At 45.6% G+C, this 18,834-nt stretch carries 20 protein-coding genes; 18 read left to right on the forward strand and 2 right to left on the reverse strand.

Annotation, left to right across the window (positions count from 1 at the left end; genetic code table 11):
• The first annotated feature begins 17 nt into the window (after positions 1-17).
• From ACFSVM_RS06060 to ACFSVM_RS06140, 17 genes are all read left to right on the forward strand, one after another.
• Positions 18-1,070 (forward strand): cobalamin B12-binding domain-containing protein, encoded by a 1,053-nt coding sequence (locus tag ACFSVM_RS06060; protein ID WP_379262892.1) that lies wholly within the window; start codon positions 18-20, stop codon positions 1,068-1,070.
• Between the two features lie 46 nt (positions 1,071-1,116).
• Positions 1,117-2,826, forward strand: coding sequence for a hybrid sensor histidine kinase/response regulator (locus ACFSVM_RS06065; RefSeq protein WP_076311285.1), 1,710 nt, complete (start codon positions 1,117-1,119; stop codon positions 2,824-2,826).
• A 227-nt stretch (positions 2,827-3,053) separates the two neighbouring features.
• Positions 3,054-3,956, forward strand: a complete 903-nt coding sequence (locus tag ACFSVM_RS06070) for a branched-chain amino acid ABC transporter permease (protein WP_076311284.1) — start codon at positions 3,054-3,056, stop codon at positions 3,954-3,956.
• A gap of 9 nt (positions 3,957-3,965) precedes the next feature.
• On the forward strand, positions 3,966-4,937 hold the full coding sequence (locus ACFSVM_RS06075) for a branched-chain amino acid ABC transporter permease (RefSeq protein ID WP_076311283.1): 972 nt from the start codon (positions 3,966-3,968) through the stop codon (positions 4,935-4,937).
• Positions 4,909-5,706 carry an ABC transporter ATP-binding protein gene (locus ACFSVM_RS06080; RefSeq protein WP_076311282.1) on the forward strand — a complete coding sequence of 266 codons (798 nt, stop codon included), beginning with the start codon at positions 4,909-4,911 and terminating at the stop codon, positions 5,704-5,706. The genes ACFSVM_RS06075 and ACFSVM_RS06080 overlap by 29 nt, the downstream gene beginning before the upstream one ends.
• Positions 5,699-6,409, forward strand: coding sequence for an ABC transporter ATP-binding protein (locus ACFSVM_RS06085; RefSeq protein WP_076311281.1), 711 nt, complete (start codon positions 5,699-5,701; stop codon positions 6,407-6,409). Before ACFSVM_RS06080 ends, ACFSVM_RS06085 begins: the two co-directional genes overlap by 8 nt.
• 86 nt (positions 6,410-6,495) lie before the next feature.
• Complete coding sequence (locus ACFSVM_RS06090) at positions 6,496-7,689, forward strand: ABC transporter substrate-binding protein (protein WP_076311280.1); 1,194 nt, start codon at positions 6,496-6,498, stop codon at positions 7,687-7,689.
• A 156-nt stretch (positions 7,690-7,845) separates the two neighbouring features.
• On the forward strand, positions 7,846-8,793 hold the full coding sequence (locus ACFSVM_RS06095; protein WP_076311279.1) for an alpha/beta hydrolase: 948 nt from the start codon (positions 7,846-7,848) through the stop codon (positions 8,791-8,793).
• 15 nt (positions 8,794-8,808) lie between these two features.
• The gene (locus ACFSVM_RS06100) at positions 8,809-9,135 is read left to right on the forward strand and encodes a hypothetical protein (protein ID WP_076311278.1); all 327 of its coding nucleotides are present in this window, start codon (positions 8,809-8,811) and stop codon (positions 9,133-9,135) included.
• Between the two features lie 110 nt (positions 9,136-9,245).
• Entirely contained in the window at positions 9,246-9,962 is a 717-nt protein-coding gene (locus ACFSVM_RS06105) for a class I SAM-dependent methyltransferase (RefSeq protein WP_076311277.1), read from the forward strand.
• A 189-nt stretch (positions 9,963-10,151) separates the two neighbouring features.
• Positions 10,152-10,706, forward strand: a complete 555-nt coding sequence (locus ACFSVM_RS06110) for a nucleotidyltransferase family protein (RefSeq protein ID WP_143757661.1) — start codon at positions 10,152-10,154, stop codon at positions 10,704-10,706.
• A gap of 83 nt (positions 10,707-10,789) precedes the next feature.
• Entirely contained in the window at positions 10,790-11,488 is a 699-nt protein-coding gene (locus ACFSVM_RS06115; protein ID WP_076311276.1) for a zinc dependent phospholipase C family protein, read from the forward strand.
• Positions 11,478-12,488, forward strand: a complete 1,011-nt coding sequence (locus ACFSVM_RS06120) for a BadF/BadG/BcrA/BcrD ATPase family protein (RefSeq protein WP_379260903.1) — start codon at positions 11,478-11,480, stop codon at positions 12,486-12,488. The genes ACFSVM_RS06115 and ACFSVM_RS06120 overlap by 11 nt, the downstream gene beginning before the upstream one ends.
• 57 nt (positions 12,489-12,545) lie before the next feature.
• Positions 12,546-12,971, forward strand: coding sequence for a GNAT family N-acetyltransferase (locus tag ACFSVM_RS06125; RefSeq protein WP_379260906.1), 426 nt, complete (start codon positions 12,546-12,548; stop codon positions 12,969-12,971).
• 68 nt (positions 12,972-13,039) lie between these two features.
• Positions 13,040-13,240, forward strand: coding sequence for a hypothetical protein (locus ACFSVM_RS06130; protein ID WP_076311273.1), 201 nt, complete (start codon positions 13,040-13,042; stop codon positions 13,238-13,240).
• 192 nt (positions 13,241-13,432) lie between these two features.
• On the forward strand, positions 13,433-14,092 hold the full coding sequence (locus ACFSVM_RS06135; protein ID WP_379260908.1) for a GDSL-type esterase/lipase family protein: 660 nt from the start codon (positions 13,433-13,435) through the stop codon (positions 14,090-14,092).
• A gap of 80 nt (positions 14,093-14,172) precedes the next feature.
• Complete coding sequence (locus tag ACFSVM_RS06140) at positions 14,173-15,219, forward strand: phosphotransferase (protein WP_090723026.1); 1,047 nt, start codon at positions 14,173-14,175, stop codon at positions 15,217-15,219.
• Positions 15,220-15,302: 83 nt separating this feature from the next.
• On the opposite strand, the gene ACFSVM_RS06145 is transcribed toward ACFSVM_RS06140, so the two are convergent.
• Both ACFSVM_RS06145 and ACFSVM_RS06150 read right to left on the reverse strand, forming a co-directional pair.
• Complete coding sequence (locus ACFSVM_RS06145; protein WP_076311270.1) at positions 15,303-15,977, reverse strand: tetratricopeptide repeat protein; 675 nt, start codon at positions 15,975-15,977, stop codon at positions 15,303-15,305.
• Between the two features lie 35 nt (positions 15,978-16,012).
• On the reverse strand, positions 16,013-17,989 hold the full coding sequence (locus ACFSVM_RS06150; protein ID WP_379260911.1) for a GTP-binding protein: 1,977 nt from the start codon (positions 17,987-17,989) through the stop codon (positions 16,013-16,015).
• A gap of 209 nt (positions 17,990-18,198) precedes the next feature.
• On the opposite strand from ACFSVM_RS06150, the gene ACFSVM_RS06155 reads away from it, so the two are divergent.
• Positions 18,199-18,795 (forward strand): HD domain-containing protein, encoded by a 597-nt coding sequence (locus tag ACFSVM_RS06155; protein WP_379260913.1) that lies wholly within the window; start codon positions 18,199-18,201, stop codon positions 18,793-18,795.
• Positions 18,796-18,834: the final 39 nt, after the last annotated feature.

An 18,834-nucleotide genomic window follows, 5' to 3' on the forward strand; every position in this document is an offset into this window, starting at 1 on the left:
CATGGGTTGTGAATTCAATGCAATATGCAGCTGGTGAGGCGTTATTAAAGGATGCTGATAAGCTGGCTGAGCGAATAACCGATAGACAGTATGAGCTTCAGCCTGAGCTAGACCAAAAGTTTGGACAATCTGGACGGATCAGAACGAAGCAGGATTCATTATACAGCTTGAATTTCTTGGCTGAGAGTGTGATGATGAGAAGCCCTGTTCTGTTTACGAATTACGTGTCCTGGCTCAAAACATTGCTTAAAGGTTATCGAGTTACGGATGAAGACATCAGAATTAATCTCTTGTTAATTAAGGAAATGATTGAAGAATATTTTGAATATCCAGACAAGGAGCTTGTTCTAGAATACTTGGAGCTTGGGATGATAGAGGTGGAATTAGCAGAGCCTTCTCCGAAGTTTGTAAGGGAGGAGCTTCCTTATTACACCGAAGCCAAGCTCTACCTGGATCAGCTGTTGTCCGGTAATCGACTCGCTGCTGCCGCGATTGTTGAAGATATGGCTGAGGATCATACACCTATTAAAGATATATACACTTATATATTCCAAATGACACAGTATGAGATCGGAAGGCTATGGCAAATAGGTGAGATTACAGTTGCACAAGAACATTTTTGTACAGCCGCTACACAGGCAAACATTTCAAGGCTATATCCGTATTGGCTCACAAACTCTGCAAAAGGACATCGTATCGTATCGGCTTGTGTTGGCAATGAGCAGCATGAGATTGGTCTTCGAATGCTAACCGATCAATTTGAAATGGAGGGATGGGATACTTATTATTTGGGAGCAAATGTACCCAATCCCAGTCTCATCGATTCACTCGTCAAATATAAAGCGGATGTTTTGGCATTATCTGCAACCATGACCTATCATGTGCATCTTGTCCGAGAGCTGATTGTACAGGTTCGAAATCATCCGAGTACCGCAAGAGTAAAAATATTGGTCGGAGGCATGCCCTTTAATACAGTTTCAATGCTGTGGAAGGAAGTAGGAGCAGACGGATATGCAGAAGATGCGAAAGGAGCCATCGCTCTAGCTAACAGGCTTATATCTGCCAAGTAATACAAGAACCCTTCGTGTCAAGATGAACGTATAAAGGAGGGATATTATGAATTCTGATCACGATTTAGAGATGACTAGACTGCGGCACCTCATTGAGGATCTGAATAAAGAAATCATCCGCAGCAAGGAACAGGAACAGCGGTTGCTCCAAGAATTTTCGAGCATGAATAACGAGCTGGTAACACTTCAGCGTGAGCTGACAAAGAACAATATGAAATTAGCAGAGGCAAGAGAGGATGCCGTTCTTGCAAATGAAGCAAAGACGGAATTTCTTGCACTTTTGAGTCACGAGTTTAGAACCCCGCTAAATGGAATTTTAGGCATGGCTGAAGTGCTTTCCTTATCCGAGCTATCGGAGGAGCAGAGACAGTCTGTGTCGGTCATTCAGGAATCTTCTCATATACTACTCCATCTTATCAATGACTTGCTGGATCTATCCAAATTAGAGGCTGGCGAAATGAAGCTTAACCCTTCTTCAATGGATCTAAGAGCCATCGTTAAGCATGTAACTCTTCTATTATCCCAAAAAGCATTAGACAAAGGTAATCGGATTGTTGCCGATATTGACAGCTCTATATTCGAACGGTTTGCAGGTGATACAGCACGGATGACTCAAGTGCTTACGAACCTAATGGGCAATGCGAACAAATTCACCAAAAATGGTTTGATTCGAATCCGCATCATCGTCTTGTCTCAAACGGAACAAGAGCAGAGATTACGTATCGAGGTAACGGATAATGGTATAGGCATATCCCAAGCGGAGCAGGACAAGCTGTTTAAGCCTTACTCACAAACAAGAGAAGGGCAGAAGTCAGAGCATGGCGGAACAGGACTTGGGCTGTCCATTTGCAAATCCTTTGTTGAGCTTATGGGCGGTAAGATTGGTGTAATCAGTGAACAGGATGCAGGCTCAACATTTTGGATTGAAGTCAGCTTCCCATCAGAGAAGGTAACAGGAGAGGCAAGCGAGGCTGCGACATATAGTATGCGGCGTACGAATTCGCTGCATAGAGCAGAACAATCTAAAATACAACATCCGATTCTTCTGGCAGAGGATAATGGAATCAACCGCAAAGTCGTGCTCGTGCAGCTAAAAAAGCTGGGCATTACCAATGTGGAGACGGTAGAGAACGGAGAAGCAGCCGTATCAGCATATTTAAGTAAGCCGTACTCGCTTATTTTGATGGATAACCTCATGCCGAAGCTCGGCGGGATTGAGGCAACGGAGAAAATACGCCAAATCGAGCGTGATGAGATGAAGCGTCATACGCCGATTATCGCTCTTACAGGCAATGTGTTTCCTGGCGAGAGAGACAAGTGCTTACAGGCAGGTATGGACGATTACATCGCTAAACCGATCTCTCTGGATGCGCTGAAGGAGATTATACAGCGATGGATTACAGGCAGGGATGATCAAATTTTAAATCAAGAAACGATGGCTGAGCTAATGGACCTCGGGGATGATCAGGATAGTGAGCTGTTATCAACACTTCTCGAAATGTATCAAAATGATACACCTGACAAAATTAATCGGCTGATTCAATATGTAAAGGACAGAAATTACAGCCGTACAATTGAAGTTTCACATGATTTGAAATCCGGCAGTTTAAGTCTGGGTATCCATTATTTGTCTACCTTGTTTGCAGCAATAGAGGAGGCAGCTAAGTCAGGCTGCCTGGATTCAATAGATGGCTTGCTTGAGGGGCTGATGCCTGCTTATCTGGAAGCGTGCACAGCAATGGAGAAGCACTTGTGATCGACTCTTCATGATTGTTATCAAATGGTGAGGTATTCTTTAGTGGAATACCTCATTTTTGTGTGACGATAATTAACATAAAAATATTCATTATGTAATAAAAAGATATTAATGGTGACATATGTAAACACTATGTGTTACTATATCTAACAAAATAAAGTTGAACATTGTGCTCTTGCTGTAAGCGAATGGGATATTGTCTAACTTGAGGAAGAGGTGCTCATGCGATGGAGTATTTTATTCAGCAATTCATTAATGGAATATCTGTTGGAAGTATCTATGCTCTCATTGCACTCGGCTACACAATGGTATACGGCATCATTAAGCTCATCAACTTTGCACACGGTGATATTTTTATGGTCGGCTCATTTATCGGTTTGTACAGTGCCCGATTATTTGCGGCAGCAGGCCTTCCTCCTGTCATTATTCTGCTTCTTTCTCTTGTATTCTCCATGGGGATCAGTGCTCTGCTCGGCATGCTGATTGAGAGACTCGCATACAAGCCTCTTCGAAATGCTTCTCGTATAGCCGTTCTGATCACTGCGATTGGTGTATCGTTCCTTCTAGAAAATAGCGGCATTCTCGTCCTTGGCCCTCAAGCTCAAGGTTTCCCCGAAATTCTTCCTAAACATCAATTCACACTATTCGGTGACGTCCAAGTGGATACGAATCAAATCATGATCTTTGTTATCACCATTATTCTAATGATACTTCTTCAGTATATTGTGCATCAAACCAAGATTGGCAAAGCCATGCGAGCAGTATCCTATGATCTGGAAGCTGCTAGGCTTATGGGCATTCATGTGGATCGGACCATATCAGCAACATTTGCAATAGGTTCCGCGCTTGCGGCAGCAGGTGGTGTCGTCTTCGGTATGACCTACAATGCCGTTGATCCGTTAATGGGAGTTATTCCGGGCTTGAAAGCCTTTGTAGCAGCAGTTCTTGGAGGTATTGGGAGCATTCCTGGTGCCCTCGTTGGAGGCTTACTGCTTGGAACAATTGAGACCAACGTTTCATCTATCGGTTTTTCTTCTTGGAGAGACGGGGTTGCTTTTGCTGTGCTGATCCTTATTCTTATTTTCAAACCATCCGGACTGTTCGGCAAGAACACCCGCGAGAAAGTGTAGGTGGGATTCATGCTTACCATAAAAAGACGCTCGTTCTGGTTAGGAATTGTTCTCTCACTCGTCATTTACGGTGTAATTCAAGTCTTATTATCGTCTCGGGTGTTGAATGACGTAGCAGAATCCACACTCATATTGATTGGTATCAACATCATCCTAGGTGTGTCATTAAATCTAATCAATGGAATTACAGGCCAATTCTCAATTGGGCATGCCGGATTTATGGCGGTTGGCGCTTATATGTCGGCGATTATGACGCTTGATTTTGACATGCCGTTTCTTATTGCCATGCTGCTGGGAGGTTGTTTGGCCGCTATATTTGGCTTATTGATTGGGATACCGACTCTTCGCTTGAAGGGGGATTACTTAGCGATTGCTACACTTGGGTTCGGAGAGATCATTCGGATTATTTTGCTTAACACGGAATATGTAGGAGGCGCTTCAGGTCTCAGTGGAATTCCAAGTGAAACGACTTGGACATGGGTATTTGCGGCCATGCTTGCTGCCACCATTCTTATCAACAATTTTATAAGATCGAGTCATGGTAGAGCCTGTATAGCGATCCGTGAGAACGAAATTGCCGCAGAAGCGATGGGTATCAACACAACACTCTATAAAATCATGGCTTTTGTGATCGGTGCCTTCTTTGCAGGAATTGCCGGGTCGTTGTCAGCTCATATGTTTTACGTAATTAACCCGAGCAGCTTTAACTTTCTTAAATCATTTGAAATTCTCGTCATGGTCGTGCTGGGAGGGCTTGGCAGTACATCGGGAGCGATTATTGGTGCGATTGTGCTGACTTTATTATTTACTCTACTTCAGGATTATCCGGAGATTCGGATGGTCATATATTCTTCCTTGCTTATTCTGATGATGATTTTTCGGCCGAAGGGCCTGCTTGGAACAAGGGAGTTTTCATTTGATTTTTTAAACAAAAGAGGAGGGAAGGCAGAGAATGAGCACACCGGCACCCATTCTTCTTGAAGTGAATCATGTAAGTAGAACCTTTGGCGGTCTGCAGGCTTTGAACAATGTATCTATGTACATGGCTGAAGGAGAGTTGGTTGGACTTATTGGCCCTAATGGAGCAGGAAAAACTACGTTGTTTAATCTGCTGACCGGTGTCTATGAGCCTTCTGCCGGGAAGATTCATCTGGCAGGTGAGAAATTGAATGGGCTAAAGCCTTATCAGATCAATCAGAAGGGAGCGGCTCGGACTTTTCAAAATATCCGCTTGTTCGGTCAAATGAGTGTTGTGGATAACATTAAGATGGCATTCCATCAACATGCCAGGCATTCTGCTGTGTCCTCGATGTTCAGACTGCCCATGCACTTCAAGGGCGAGAAGGAGATCAATAAAAAAGCAAACGAAATCCTTGAAATCTTCAATCTCAAGGATCGTGAACATGAACTTGCTGGAAATTTGAGCTATGGGAAACAGCGGCGTTTGGAAATTGCAAGAGCGCTCGCGACAGGTCCAAAGGTGCTGCTGCTGGATGAACCCGCGGCGGGGATGAATCCTCAGGAAACAGCGGAGCTCATGACACTGATTAAGTGGATTAAGGACAACTATAAACTGAGTATTCTTCTGATTGAGCATGACATGTCACTTGTCATGAATGTATGTGATCGAATCTACGTACTCGACCGGGGAGAGCGAATAGCAGAAGGTACACCGGAAGTCATACGTACCTCTGCACAAGTCATTGAAGCTTATCTGGGTCAGGACGCTGAGGAGGAAGGCCATGCTTAACATTGAGGGTTTGAATGTATATTATGGAGCCATTCATGCTCTAAAAGATATACATCTTCATGTCAGCGAAGGAGAGATTGTGACCCTGATTGGCGCGAATGGTGCCGGGAAGTCGACCTTGCTCAGGACCTTGTCTGGACTGATCAAGCCAAGAACGGGAATCATTCATTTTCAGGGGATGGCTGTTCAAGGACAATCTCCCCGAAACATTACAATGAAAGGCCTGATTCATTGCCCAGAGGGAAGAAGAATTTTTGCGAATATGTCGGTTGAGGAGAACCTTGAGCTAGGCGGATTTCTGCAGCGGGATCAGAAAGAGCTGCGATCTGATATCGAGAATGTATACTCTACCTTCCCCATACTTGCTGAACGCAAGAAGCAGATGGCGGGCACTTTGTCCGGAGGCGAACAGCAAATGCTGGCTATTGGACGGTCACTTATGGCAAGACCGAAGCTGTTGCTGCTGGATGAGCCATCAATGGGACTTGCTCCACTTCTTGTAAAAGAAATATTCAAGGTGATCCAGACGATTAACGCAGCGGGAACGACCGTAATGCTGGTAGAGCAAAATGCTCACCAAGCCCTCAAGATTGCGGACCGTGCTTACGTATTGGAGACCGGGAAGGTCGTCATAGAAGGAGAAGCGTCGGAGCTCGCTGATTCCGATGAGATCAAGCTTGCTTATCTGGGAGGTCATATCTGAGAGAAGGGAACCTATAAGCCAGGATGCCTCTTCTACCAGTTGGCAAATAGATAGGAAAATAAACGATACGGGGGAGTGTATTGTCGATGCGGAAACCGTGGTTTAATCTACTCAGTACAGTATTGATTTCAGCAGTATTCTTAAGCGGATGCAGCGGCGGAGAATCAGGTAGCCGTGCTGAGAGTGAGAATGAGAATGAGGGCACAATCAAGATTGGTACCAACTACGAGATGACCGGAGGACAATCCACCTTTGGCAATTCATCTGTCAAAGGAATTCGCTTAGCTGTCGAAGAGATCAATGCAGCTGGCGGAGTGCTCGGCAAGCAGCTTGAGCTAGTGGAGGCTGATAATGCATCTAAGCCTGAGGAATCAACACGAGCTGCCCAGAAGCTGATTACCAGTGATAAGGTTGTTGCGTTACTAGGCCCATCAACCTCCACTAACACTCTCGGTGCTGTGCCGATCGCTATGGAAAAGCAAATTCCGATGATAACAAGCTCGGCAACGAACTCCAAGATTACAGTCGATGAACGAACTGGGAAAGTCAACGATTGGATCTTCCGTACTTGTTTTATTGATCCATTCCAAGGTCAGGTGATGGCTTCATTTGCTAAGGATGAATTAAATGCAGCCACCGCAGTTATTTATACCGATACGACGAGTGATTACTCCAAGGGTCTACAGGCCTCCTTTAAAGAAACCTTTACGGCAGCTGGCGGAGAAATTGTAGCTGAAGAATCGTATGCTCAGAAAGATTCAGACTTTAAAGCTGTGCTCACTCGGATCAAGGATAAGAACCCGGATGTAATTTACCTGCCTGGCTACTACGAAGAGGTTGGTAAGATTGTGAAGCAAGCGAGGGAAATTGGCATTACGGTTCCTTTCCTAGGCGGAGATGGATGGGATTCACCTGAGCTTGTGAAAATTGCAGGTGAAGACCCGCTGAACAATACGTATATCTCCAATCACTATTCATCAGAAGATACCGCGCCAGAAGTTAAATCCTTTGTGGATGCTTACAAAAAAGCAAATGGTGACGAAGCGCCCGATGGCTTTGCTGCGCTCGGCTATGATACAGTGAAGCTGCTTGCCGATGCCCTTACCCGTGCCGGCTCCACGGAGCCGGAGAAGGTGAGGGACGCACTTGCATCAACGACAGATCTGCAGCTGGCTACCGGAACCGTAACGCTTAATGAATTTCATGATCCCGTTAAATCAGCAGCGGTGCTTGAATATGTGGATGGTAAACAAACCTTTGTAACCAAAGTGAATCCGTAAACAGGAACACGCTGAACAGCCGGACGCCTATATGGCAGTCCGGCTGTTTATTTTGTTATACTTCATATTTAGGCGTTGGCATTGTATAAAATGGAAAGTCGTTATAGAGTGAATATGACAGAAAGATAGATCGTTTGGATAAGGAGAGAGTTTGGAATGTGGTGGATTGTTATTGTTGCTCTAGTTGTCATTGCTATCATGGCAGTTATCGTATCACACTTTTATAAAATGGCTGTTAAACGTGCGCCAAAAGCTTTCCTGGCGGGAAATGCAGATCAGGCAGCCGGTGATCAAGTTGTTTCTTCCGGGCCTGATTATGCCTGGATCCGTTCGCAGAAAAGAGAGGAGCTTGAGCTGACCTCCTTCGACGGGCTGAAGCTTAGGGCCACATGGATTGAAGCAGAAACCAACACAAACACAACGGTTATATTGGCTCACGGCTATACGGGAAGAGGCTATGACATGTCTGCCTTTGCCAAATTCTATGTAGAAGAACTCGGCTATAATGTGCTGATGCCGGATGATCGTGGACATGGGGCGAGTGAGGGTAACTATATCAGCTTTGGATGGCATGACCGACTGGACTATATCGACTGGATGCAGACCGTTATAATGCGGACAGGTGCGGACAGTGAAGTTATATTGCACGGCATATCCATGGGTGCGGCAACCGTTCTGATGGCGAGCGGAGAGAAGCTGCCTCCACAAATAAAGGCGATCATTGCGGATTGTGGATATACCTCCGTCCATGCAGAGTTAACTTATCAATTGAAGCAAATGTTTAAGCTGCCTCCTTTTCCATTTATCCCGCTGACAAGCCTATACACCAAGCTGAAATCAGGCTATGGCTTTAAAGAGGCATCTGCTCTGGAGCAAGTAAAAAAAACGCAGCTGCCTGTTCTATATATTCATGGGGAAGAGGATGATTTCGTGCCTACCACCATGGTATATGAGCTCTATGAACACAGTGGTGGAGACAAATATTTGTTCACCGTTCCCCATGCTGCACATGGAACCGCATTTGTTATTGACCCGGATGGTTACAAGCAGGCCGTACGGGATTTCCTGGCCAAGTATTTGGAGAAAAAAGAAGAGGCTGTCTAAAGGGAGGGGGTTATTATGAATCAAAAGCGTAGTTGTGCGGGATGCGGGGAACCACTTGACGAACATGCCTTTAAATGTAAGAACTGCGGTGAGCTGGCCGTAAAGAAACAGAAGTCGCTGGACATCAACGAGCTGCCAGGTGACGAGCTATTCTATGTGGATAGATATTCGGCTGTTCTGCTGGTCATACTGACGATTGTATTATCGCCCATTGCTATCTTAGTGGGGACATTTCTCTTGTTCCACGACGATGAATATCGCCGGGACGTAGGTCAGATGATGGTAACCGGAGGTCTGATCGTTACTGTGGTTTGGGCTATCGTTTATTTTGGCTGGCTATAAAGGGACATTCTTTCGTATGGTAGATATTTTTCCATGCTGAATTAGAAGTTTGTAAATGGGTTAAAGAGTAAATACATCCTACAACGAACGATAACGGAGGTGTCTACTCGATGGATAGACAATTTGAAGAAGCTCGTAAAATGGAAGAGAATTACCATAAACAATTTTATCAAGAGCATGATATTTATGAAGAGGGAACTTGGATGGCCGGTCCAATGCCGGTTGTCATGGATAGTCTTGCGCGGTTAATGCGTTTGAAGCAGAACTTGACCATACTGGATCTCGGAGCTGGTGCGGGGAGAAATACGATCGCCATGGCGGAAAAACTAAAAGGAACAAGCAGTGAGCTGATTGCTGTTGATCTGCTGGAGGAGGCTGTTCAAAGCCTAGTTGAACATGCTAAAGATTATAAGGTAGATCATATGATATCAGCTGAGCAAGCAGATATTGAACATTATGAGATGAGAAAGAATCGATATGATTACATCGCCGCGTGTTCCTGTCTTGAACACTTGTCTTCTGAGGAGGCACTAAGCAAAGTAATTCGGAGAATGAAGGAGGGCACGAAGCTCGGAGGAATCAATCTGATCACGATGAGCACGAATGTAGAGGAAGTGACAATTCAGGATCATAGGCCTAGAGAGCCCTTGATTGAGCTTAATCTGCCTACCTTGCATGCTGAAGAAATACTTGCAGATCAATACAAAGACTGGGAAATATTATTCACAGAGCGAGTTACACAAGCTATTCCTGAACAAAAATATGATGAGCCCACTGAATTCCGCTGTCAGCTGATCCGTTTTGCAGCCCAGAAGCGGTCAGAATAAAGTATGCAGCAGGTCGTTATCAGCAGACGATCTGCTGCTTTTTAGTTACGCTAATTAATCTATTTATACAGCCAGCCTCATCAAAAGATCACTTGAGTTGAACCTATTCTAATATGTAAAAAAAGTGCAAACTATTCATTGAATGCCTATGAACATATGGACTATAATTTATATAGCAAGGAGGGAATTATGAATTTAAGCTATGAAGAGCAGCTGTATCAGATCATGAAGGATGTTCAGGTGATGGATGATCTAAAGCGTGTTCGTGAATTAAGGCTTCCTCAGGGCTGCATCGCTGCAGGATATGTCCGCAACCGTGTTTGGGATGTACTCCATGAATACAAACAATATACACCCCTTCATGATATTGACGTCATCTATTACGACCCTGACCAGACGGATGATTGGGTAGACAAGCAGTATGAGAAGCAGCTTGAATCCGGCCAGATCAGGCGCAACTGGCAGGTGAAGAATCAGGCCCGTATGCATGAATACAACAATCGGACGACTCCATACCAATCGGTAGAGGATGCAATGAGGTACTGGCCCGAAACCGCAACCGCCGTGGCCATCAGACTGAATGATCAGGATGAAATGGAGATTGTCAGCCCATTTGGTCTTCAAGATCTGTTTGAAATGAATGTCAGGCAAAGTCCCTATTTCCTTCATACCGGGCTGTTTAAGCAGCGAGTGTTTGAGAAGGAGTGGCTGGATCACTGGCCTTTGTTAATTTTGCACGGCTGAATTGATGCATTATAGCGAACCCACCTATAAGAAAACAAGAGAGAGACAGCAATAATAAAAAAGGGGAAAAGTGGGGAATTATTATGCCTTGGCCAATGGTTCATTTAACGATTGCCCATCTGGTAAAGCAAGGGCGGCCCTCACCGTCTTTTGTACTTGGCAGTATCGCACCCAACGCTTTTCGAGTTCGACAGGGCGCGAATGAACAGATGAAGTGGGCGAGTCATTCCTGTCCATCTGAAGGTGTGCTGCCCAGAGTAAGAGATATTCAGCTGTTCCATGCGGCTCATGCAGACCGAAGCTTGGGAGAAGAATACAATGAATATTTATTGGGATATGCGGCGCACTTGTATGCAGATGTGAGGTGGGCAGAAACGGTATACAAAGGGATAGAGAATTACGTACAGCGATTCATTGTTTACCGCTGGTACAGTCAGATTAGATCGTTTCAGAGCTTATACCAGCGCGATGTACTGCAGCTGGAATACATACTTATGGATATACATCCGGAAACCAAGGATTTACTGGAGGCGCTGGAGGTCGCTCCTGCGTTGTCAATGGGAGCCCTCGTTACCATGGAGGAAGTCGATGATTATAGGTTTGAGATATTAAGGAAGCTGGAAGAACCCGTCAAGCCCCGTACCCTTCGATTCATGGATGTGGAACGTGTGGAGCAGTTCATTCAGGATACGGCTGAGGAACTGAGCTGGCTGCTCCCCTCCTGGCAAGCGCAAAGCGAGAATGATCAGCTTACTTATAAGGAGATAATTCATGAACAATAGAGATAACATCGTGATCGGAATTGACGGAGGAGGAAGCTATACAAGAGTCACGGTTGCCGACTTTACAGGACAGATTCTGGCTCAGGTGCGCAAAGGCGGTACGAATCGCCTGCACAATATACAGGCGGAAGAGCATCTTCGCACCGGTATTCTTGATGCCTTAAGTGCAGCAGGAAGACAGCTGGAACATGTCGCTTCGATTACGGCCGCACTCGCTGGGATAGATCAGCCTGGAGACGAGAAGTGGGCAATGGAGGTTCTTCATGAGCTAGGAATCTCCACTCATGGTCAGGTGGTTAATGATACGCTGGCTGCCCATCGATCCATTTTTTTAGGACGTCCGGGAATTGTAGCGATTGGAGGAACAGGATCCCTTATTTTCGGTATAAATGAAGAAGGCAGAATGGTGCGAAATGATGACTTTGCCCATTACGCCCGTGTCGCAGCCCGATTCATAACCTATGAAACGGTGTATGCGATTATCTCCGGCTATTATGAAGAAGCTGACCTGCCTTTAGTCGGCCTAATGCTTCAGCACTTAGGATGCTCATCAACACAGGAGCTGGCTGAGCTGGCTCTCCGCGGATATGGAGTGGACAAACGCAGCCAGAACCGGATGCTCGGGGATATGGCACATCTCATTACAGAAGCCGCTGACACCGGTATCCCGCTGGCTGTCAACATATGCAACGAGGCAGCTAGACAAACAGCCGTCGGCATCCGGCTGATCGGTGCTACGTTCCGCGCATTTGAAATTCTTGTGTCATTCAGCGGAAGCTGCATTACTTCACCCTATATGAAGAAGGCCGTACTTGCACAATTGAAGAGCGGCAGCGGAATAAAAAATGAGACGGATCCTGAGTTCGTATACGTTGAACAGAGGCTCCCAAGTGATATTGGTGCTGTCATGATGGCCTATGAAGCAGTGGGCAGAATAACAACTGACTCTATGATGAATAGGCTTGGGCAGCCGTATAATATCAATAAACTTGAAATCTAACGCCAAAAGTCCTAAAGTACGTATAGTTAAGGATATTAGGACAGGGAGGATTTCATTTTGTTAGTTTCTATTAAAGATCGTATACATGATGCCATCGTAGAGGAGCTGATCGGATATTCGACACTCCCAGAAGAATCTCATATTCAAGCAGCACTTGCGATGTATAAAGATAATGATTCCGCGCAGCTGCTCGGACTAGAAGATGAAGGACAGCTCGTTGCACTCATCGGACTTGAGCAGGATGGGAGTAAAGTGATGATTAAGCATTTGGCTGTACTTCCCGAGAATCGGGAAAAAGGATATGGCCGCGGAATTATCTCAGAAATGATCAGCAGTCTTCAGCCTGAGACGGTTATGGCGGAAACCGACGAAGAAGCGGTTGATTTTTATCGCAATGTGGGCTTTGTCGTTTACAGCCTGGGAGAGAAGTATCCTGGGGTTGAACACTTCCGCTGTGTCTTTGAAACAGAGGAAGAGGAATAAGCCTATTCACAGACAAGGAAGCATTAGCAGTGTTTGAAGGATAACTCACAAGCGAGGAGCAGAGTATATTGTCAACAGCAGTGTACAGAATCATAGGTTTATTGCTTGGTCTAGCGGTTCCTTTTTTAGTTTTGTGGCTGAAGCTCATTATGTTCGTGCTCTTTCTTGCCGTTGTGTATGCTGAATTACGCAAGGTAAAATTTCCTCAGAGCGGCGTCTATTTTATCGGGGGCATGCTGGTCGGAAGTATTGCTGCTTATTTCATTTAAGCTTTATATTCATAAGAATTCATTTCATATTAAGAGAACACATGCTGAACGTTTCGGAGCCTTTATTCGATTCGTTCGTATGTGTTTTTTTGTGAGAAGGAAGCCTTCTCAAGGACAACTTGCCGTGCCAAAAGTCTGAATTCCTCCATAAGCTAGAATAGATCAGCAGCAAAATAAAAGGAGGGAAATCATATGGTGTACCGATATTTAGCCCTTGGAGATTCACTCACCGTTGGAATCGGTGCATTGTTTGGCAGCGGATTTGTACCTCTCTACCGAAAAAAACTAGAATATCATTTAGGCAGCATGGTGCTTGTCAGTAATAGAGGAGTGAATGGATTAACCTCACGAGGACTGTTGTCCATGGTAAAATATGATGAGCACTTGCGCTATTTAATTAAAGAGGCCGATGTGATTACGATTTCGATAGGCGGTAACGATCTGATTCGGGCAGCGCGTTCAGCTAGAGGGAATTTGCTATCCCCAGTGCTGATTGAAACGCTTGAGTCTTGTGAGAAGCATGTGTCAGAAATTATTTCTCAGATTCGACAGCTCAAGAAGAAATCACACCCCTACTTTATTCGTCTAATCGGACTATATAATCCTTTGCCGCGAAGTGAAGCAGCATATCAATTTGTGAGGCAGTATAATGAATTTTTGATAGGCTTTACGAGCAAGAATATTGCCACAGCTCCGTTATTACAAGCTTTTCAGGGGAGAGAGCGCGAGCTGCTGTTTATTGATCAAGTGCATCCAAGCAGCAAGGGCTACCGTGTCATTGATGATCAGCTTGCTAGACTGGGTTATGATCCTTTAGCATCGATAGGAAATATAAGTGTTCGAAGGAAGTAATAGGAGTAAAGGGGAGCACAGGTATTGCAGCTTGTGTTCCTCCCAACAGGAAGTGCCTGAACATAAGGAGAGAGTGATGTATGAGTATGGACAAGCCTAAACAGGATGATGAACTTCATATCCTTCAGGACATATGGAGCAGCTATTTCGCTGGACCCGATCATGAAGCAGCAGCAGAGCCAAGCATTACCCGACTTCGTGGTGGAATGAATAATTCATCCTATCGATTAGGAATCAGGAACCAAGAGTATGTGCTCAGGCTGTATGAATCACATCAGGATCAAGACAAGGTTCTGTATGAGCATGCGGTGCTTGATTCTCTATCACGAATAGAGAGAAGATTTGAAATTCCTGAATTAGTACATACACCGCAAGGGAACACAATTACTTATTGTAATGGTAAAATAGCGGCTCTATTTCGATATAAAGAAGGCCGGAATCCAGAGCTTACAGCACCTCAGCAGTATGAACAGCTCGGTCTACAGGCGGGTCAGCTCTCTGCTGCCTTATCGCGTGTAGAATTGACCCATACTCCCGTATACCCGCCTTATTATAGGCTTGATATTTCGTATCCGGAATGCCCGCCTGCATATCTGCTCTCTTTTCTCAATCAGCCTGATCCGGTCTTTCAGCATCAAGCTCATCAGATGAAGGAGATGGCAGAGTCAGTTGCTCAGCTATTTGAAGCCCTTCGTTTCATCGATCAGCTGCCGCATCAAATCGTTCACGGTGATCTTAATGCTTCTAATGTGCTGGAGAATGATCAAGGTCAAATTTATGCCATTCTGGATTTTGAGTTTGCGACGCTTGATGCGAGAGTCATGGAGCTGGCTGTTCCATTATCGGATATGCTGGGTCATGAGGAAGAGGAGATGTGGGAGAATTGTATTGCACTCATATCTGGCTTCACTTCGGTGATTGAGTTAGGAGAGGACGAGAGAGCGGTAATACCGCTGCTGATTCTGCTTCGCCGGCTTGATGTTGTAATGCACTTCATATCCAGGTGGAGAAAGGGCATAGACTCATATGCTGTAGTGGAGCGGCAATTGGAGGAACTGTATGCACGAATGAAATGGATGGACAAGAATAGAGATCAACTGGCAAGCATTTTGAATCCATCGAAATAGACAAGAAAAAAGCTGTATTCCACAATTCTGGAGTACAGCTGATTGTAATTGGTATAGAACATTTACTAGTGAAGTGCAATAAATTAGTTCATCATTTTGCGGAATAGGCTGCGCACCGCCCAGCGCCGTTCTTGGCGCTTCTTGTACTTCGGCAGAGATCGATAGACCTGAATTGACTGATTGAAGGCCTCCTTGGCTTCAGCCGGCTGTCCCAGTGCACGATAGACCAGGCCAAGGTAGTAATACGATTCGCTGGAAGAAGAAGAGATTTCCTGGAATTGTTCTACATAGCGAAGGGCCTTGCTGTGTTCTTTGTCTCTGTAAGCAGAGGCAAGCCGCAGATAAGGCTGCCCGTATTTTACTCTTGGGTTGATCTCAAGCGCTCTGAGAATATTTTGTTCTCCAGATTCAAGCTGTCCAAGGTGAAGTTCCGTCGTCCCTAGTGCATCCCAATATTCAGCCGAATGCTCATAGGCTCCTTCAATGGATCGCAGCAGTTCATTCCCCTCTTTAAACTTTTTGCGTTCAATGAGTAGTCTCGCAAGATCAAGCTTTGCCGTCACATCATTTGGGTTCATCGCGATTTGCTGGCGGTTTTTGGATATATTCCGCATTCGTTTATACGGCTTGGTCAGGCTTGGGAACACACCGACAAATCTGCGGTCTAGAAAGTAAATGATGAGCAGCAATACGATAATAGCAACGAAAGGATTGCCGAAAAGGTAAAGCAGAAGTCCAAAACCTAAGATTTTGCTCATAAATCTCCTCCGTATAATTTCTATCTAATCTACTGTTATGACGAACTGATGGCATTGCGAACCGCAAGGATGTAACGTGACTGATCCCGTGGATCAACCCCCCGTCTTTTACGAGTGGCAATGATGCCTTCGGGGCATGCCTGATATCCCGCGTAGCTCGTCGTCATGATTCCGCTGCCTTTCGTCTCTGAACGAAGCTGAACCGGATAATTCAGGGATGTGGCTACCGGAATAATCCCTTCTACGGTGCATCGTCCGTGTGCGATATAAGGTGCTTCAAATACGGCCCGCATATGAACAAGTTCACTAAGCACTTTACCGCCGTTCTCTTCCGGCACGGTAATTCGAAAATGCTGCATCGGCTCAAGCAACGTCGTTCTCACTTGATCTAATCCATCCATAATGCCCATGGGAGTTGCGACTACAAAATCGAGCGGATGCGTGTGCCACACATGATGCTCTCCATATGTCAGTACGACCTCAAGATCTGTTACTTCCCAGCCAGACAATCCTTGCTCCAGCGCTTCTGGCACACGGCGTGCCACTTCATTCTGATAGCGCTCCAATAGATGGTCATAACGAACCTCTGAGCGATAGACAAGACCACTGCCACGAGGAAGAGGCCGAATGGCAAACCGAAGTACAGCCCAGCAAGGCTTAGGCATGGTATAGGCGATGAAGCCTTCTCCTTCAGCTGCTGGCGTTTCTTTATAGATAACAGATGGTGGATCAAAAGTAACAGCAAGCCCGAATCTGCTCAGCAAAATGCTCTCCAGGATCTCGAGTTGAATGGATCCCATTACTTTCAGATGAAGCTCCCGTTCATCCTTGAGCCATGTCAGGCCAAGCAGCGGGTCCTCATCTGATAATTCCTGAAGGGCTGCGATGAGGGAAGGATACTGTGCAGTGTCCTTGCAGTGTACTTGAACGGTGAGCAGCGGGACGGCCATTCCTGGCAGTGGAGGAACGTATGACTCACTCCCGATGATGTCTCCGATCTGAGCTTCATGAAGGCCGTAAACCGCAGCAATGTCCCCTGCCTCAAATTGGCCGAGGTCAATCGCTTTTCTTCCTTCGAGTTTGCGGATTTGAGTTACTTTCTCCTCCAAGCCCCGGTTCATAATGGTGACGGTATCCCGAGTATGTAATTTCCCATGATAGAGTCGAATATAGACGGCTCTTCCCATTGATTTGTCCCGTTCTACTTTGAAGACGACACCCGAGAGAGGGCCATCCGCATTGCCAGCTGGTCCAGGCAGATAATCGATGATGGCTTCCATTAATTCTCGAATTCCAATTCCTTTTTGAGACGAGCCAAAACAGACAGGAAAAGCATTCCCATGCCTTACTTCGGCCGCGATTCGCTCCTGGAGCTCATCTGGTGGAATTTCCTCACCCTCAATGAATCGTTCCAGAAATTCCTCATCCTGATCAGCCAGCCATTCAGCAATGATGTTATGTTCCTCACGAGCGTCGATTCCATCTTCAGTGAAAATGGATACCGCCTCACGCAGCACCTCATGATCGAACTGAACCTGCTGAACAGGCAAGGCCGCTGGTGATAAGAGTGAAGTTATATTGTCCATGATATCCGTGAGAGAAATAGCTGGCCGATCCATTTTGTTCACATAAATGATAGTAGGAATATGTAGTTTGCGAAGTGCTTTCCAAATGGTTTCCGTCTGTGCTTGTACCCCGTCGGCAGCGGATATGATCAGGATGGCTCCATCCATAACCCGAAGACTGCGTTCCACCTCAGATATAAAGTCAATATGCCCAGGCGTATCTACTAAATTTACCGTACAATCCTTCCATACAAAAGAGGTCGCTGCAGCCTTGACAGATATTCCTCTTTGTTTCTCAATGTCCAGCGAATCGGTGAATGCTGTTCCTTCATTTACACTGCCCAGCGCACGGATAACTCCGCTTTGATACAGTATTTGCTCAGTCGTCGTCGTTTTACCTGCGTCGACATGCGCGAAAATACCAACATTACGATGATGTTTAGCCACGATCAAACCCCTCAGTATTTCAGCTCTAATGCAACAGCCATTTTTATAACATAATTATACCACAGCAGTTTGATGATGAGAGGCTATAATCCAGCAGACAACCTTATCCATGTGCTCAGAACTTGGCTTCAATAAACCCGGAGTGGTATGCTTAAGAGCAGGACATAGATGAAATATGAATTGATGAGCAGGATAAGGAGAATGTAACAGTGAGTATAGAACGAGTTGCCAAACAAATTGAATTTATTCGCGAGATTGATGAGCTTAAGCATGTGCTTCGCCAGTCGTATCTGATGAACGGCTCACGGCGGGAGAATGATGCGGAGCATACCTGGCATATCGCTGTCATGGCTCTACTCTTGAAAGAACATGCGATTGATGATCAACTGGATCTGAAGAGAGTAGTTCATATGCTGCTGATTCATGATCTGGTTGAGATCGATGCAGGAGATACCTTTGCGTATGATGTCAAAGGCTATGAGGATAAATGGGATAGAGAGGTAGCGGCGGCCAAGCGGATCTTTGGATTACTTCCGGACGAGCAAGCAAGCGAGTGGATGAATCTGTGGCTTGAATTTGAAGAAGGGCTGACGAATGAAGCCAAATATGCTGCGGCTATGGATCGTCTTCATCCGGTGCTGCATAACTTCTATACGGAAGGAAAAGCGTGGAGAGCACATCAGGTATCCGTCAGCGCAGTAAAAGCACGTGTCGCAGTCATAGCAGAAGCCTCTCCTGTACTTGCTGACTATGCAGCAAGCCTGCTTGAGCAGGCAGTAGAAAAAGGATACTTACTGCCTGAATAGGCTGCGTATATACAAATAGTTGATTGCGTGGGCAGTTCT

The sequence above is a fragment of the Paenibacillus shunpengii genome (assembly GCF_042684905.1).
In the GTDB taxonomy this organism is placed as follows: Bacteria; Bacillota; Bacilli; order Paenibacillales; family Paenibacillaceae; genus Paenibacillus; species Paenibacillus shunpengii.

What these genes read in the sequence shown, in the direction of transcription:
- ACFSVM_RS06060 (WP_379262892.1), top strand. Translation starts at nt 18, where the DNA reads ATGCAATATGCAGCTGGTGAGGCGTTATTAAAGGATGCTGATAAGCTG.
- ACFSVM_RS06065 (WP_076311285.1), top strand. Translation starts at nt 1,117, where the DNA reads ATGAATTCTGATCACGATTTAGAGATGACTAGACTGCGGCACCTCATT.
- ACFSVM_RS06070 (WP_076311284.1), top strand. Translation starts at nt 3,054, where the DNA reads ATGGAGTATTTTATTCAGCAATTCATTAATGGAATATCTGTTGGAAGT.
- ACFSVM_RS06075 (WP_076311283.1), top strand. Translation starts at nt 3,966, where the DNA reads ATGCTTACCATAAAAAGACGCTCGTTCTGGTTAGGAATTGTTCTCTCA.
- ACFSVM_RS06080 (WP_076311282.1), top strand. Translation starts at nt 4,909, where the DNA reads ATGAGCACACCGGCACCCATTCTTCTTGAAGTGAATCATGTAAGTAGA.
- ACFSVM_RS06085 (WP_076311281.1), top strand. Translation starts at nt 5,699, where the DNA reads ATGCTTAACATTGAGGGTTTGAATGTATATTATGGAGCCATTCATGCT.
- ACFSVM_RS06090 (WP_076311280.1), top strand. Translation starts at nt 6,496, where the DNA reads ATGCGGAAACCGTGGTTTAATCTACTCAGTACAGTATTGATTTCAGCA.
- ACFSVM_RS06095 (WP_076311279.1), top strand. Translation starts at nt 7,846, where the DNA reads ATGTGGTGGATTGTTATTGTTGCTCTAGTTGTCATTGCTATCATGGCA.
- ACFSVM_RS06100 (WP_076311278.1), top strand. Translation starts at nt 8,809, where the DNA reads ATGAATCAAAAGCGTAGTTGTGCGGGATGCGGGGAACCACTTGACGAA.
- ACFSVM_RS06105 (WP_076311277.1), top strand. Translation starts at nt 9,246, where the DNA reads ATGGATAGACAATTTGAAGAAGCTCGTAAAATGGAAGAGAATTACCAT.
- ACFSVM_RS06110 (WP_143757661.1), top strand. Translation starts at nt 10,152, where the DNA reads ATGAATTTAAGCTATGAAGAGCAGCTGTATCAGATCATGAAGGATGTT.
- ACFSVM_RS06115 (WP_076311276.1), top strand. Translation starts at nt 10,790, where the DNA reads ATGCCTTGGCCAATGGTTCATTTAACGATTGCCCATCTGGTAAAGCAA.
- ACFSVM_RS06120 (WP_379260903.1), top strand. Translation starts at nt 11,478, where the DNA reads ATGAACAATAGAGATAACATCGTGATCGGAATTGACGGAGGAGGAAGC.
- ACFSVM_RS06135 (WP_379260908.1), top strand. Translation starts at nt 13,433, where the DNA reads ATGGTGTACCGATATTTAGCCCTTGGAGATTCACTCACCGTTGGAATC.
- ACFSVM_RS06140 (WP_090723026.1), top strand. Translation starts at nt 14,173, where the DNA reads ATGAGTATGGACAAGCCTAAACAGGATGATGAACTTCATATCCTTCAG.
- ACFSVM_RS06145 (WP_076311270.1), bottom strand. Translation starts at nt 15,977, where the DNA reads ATGAGCAAAATCTTAGGTTTTGGACTTCTGCTTTACCTTTTCGGCAAT.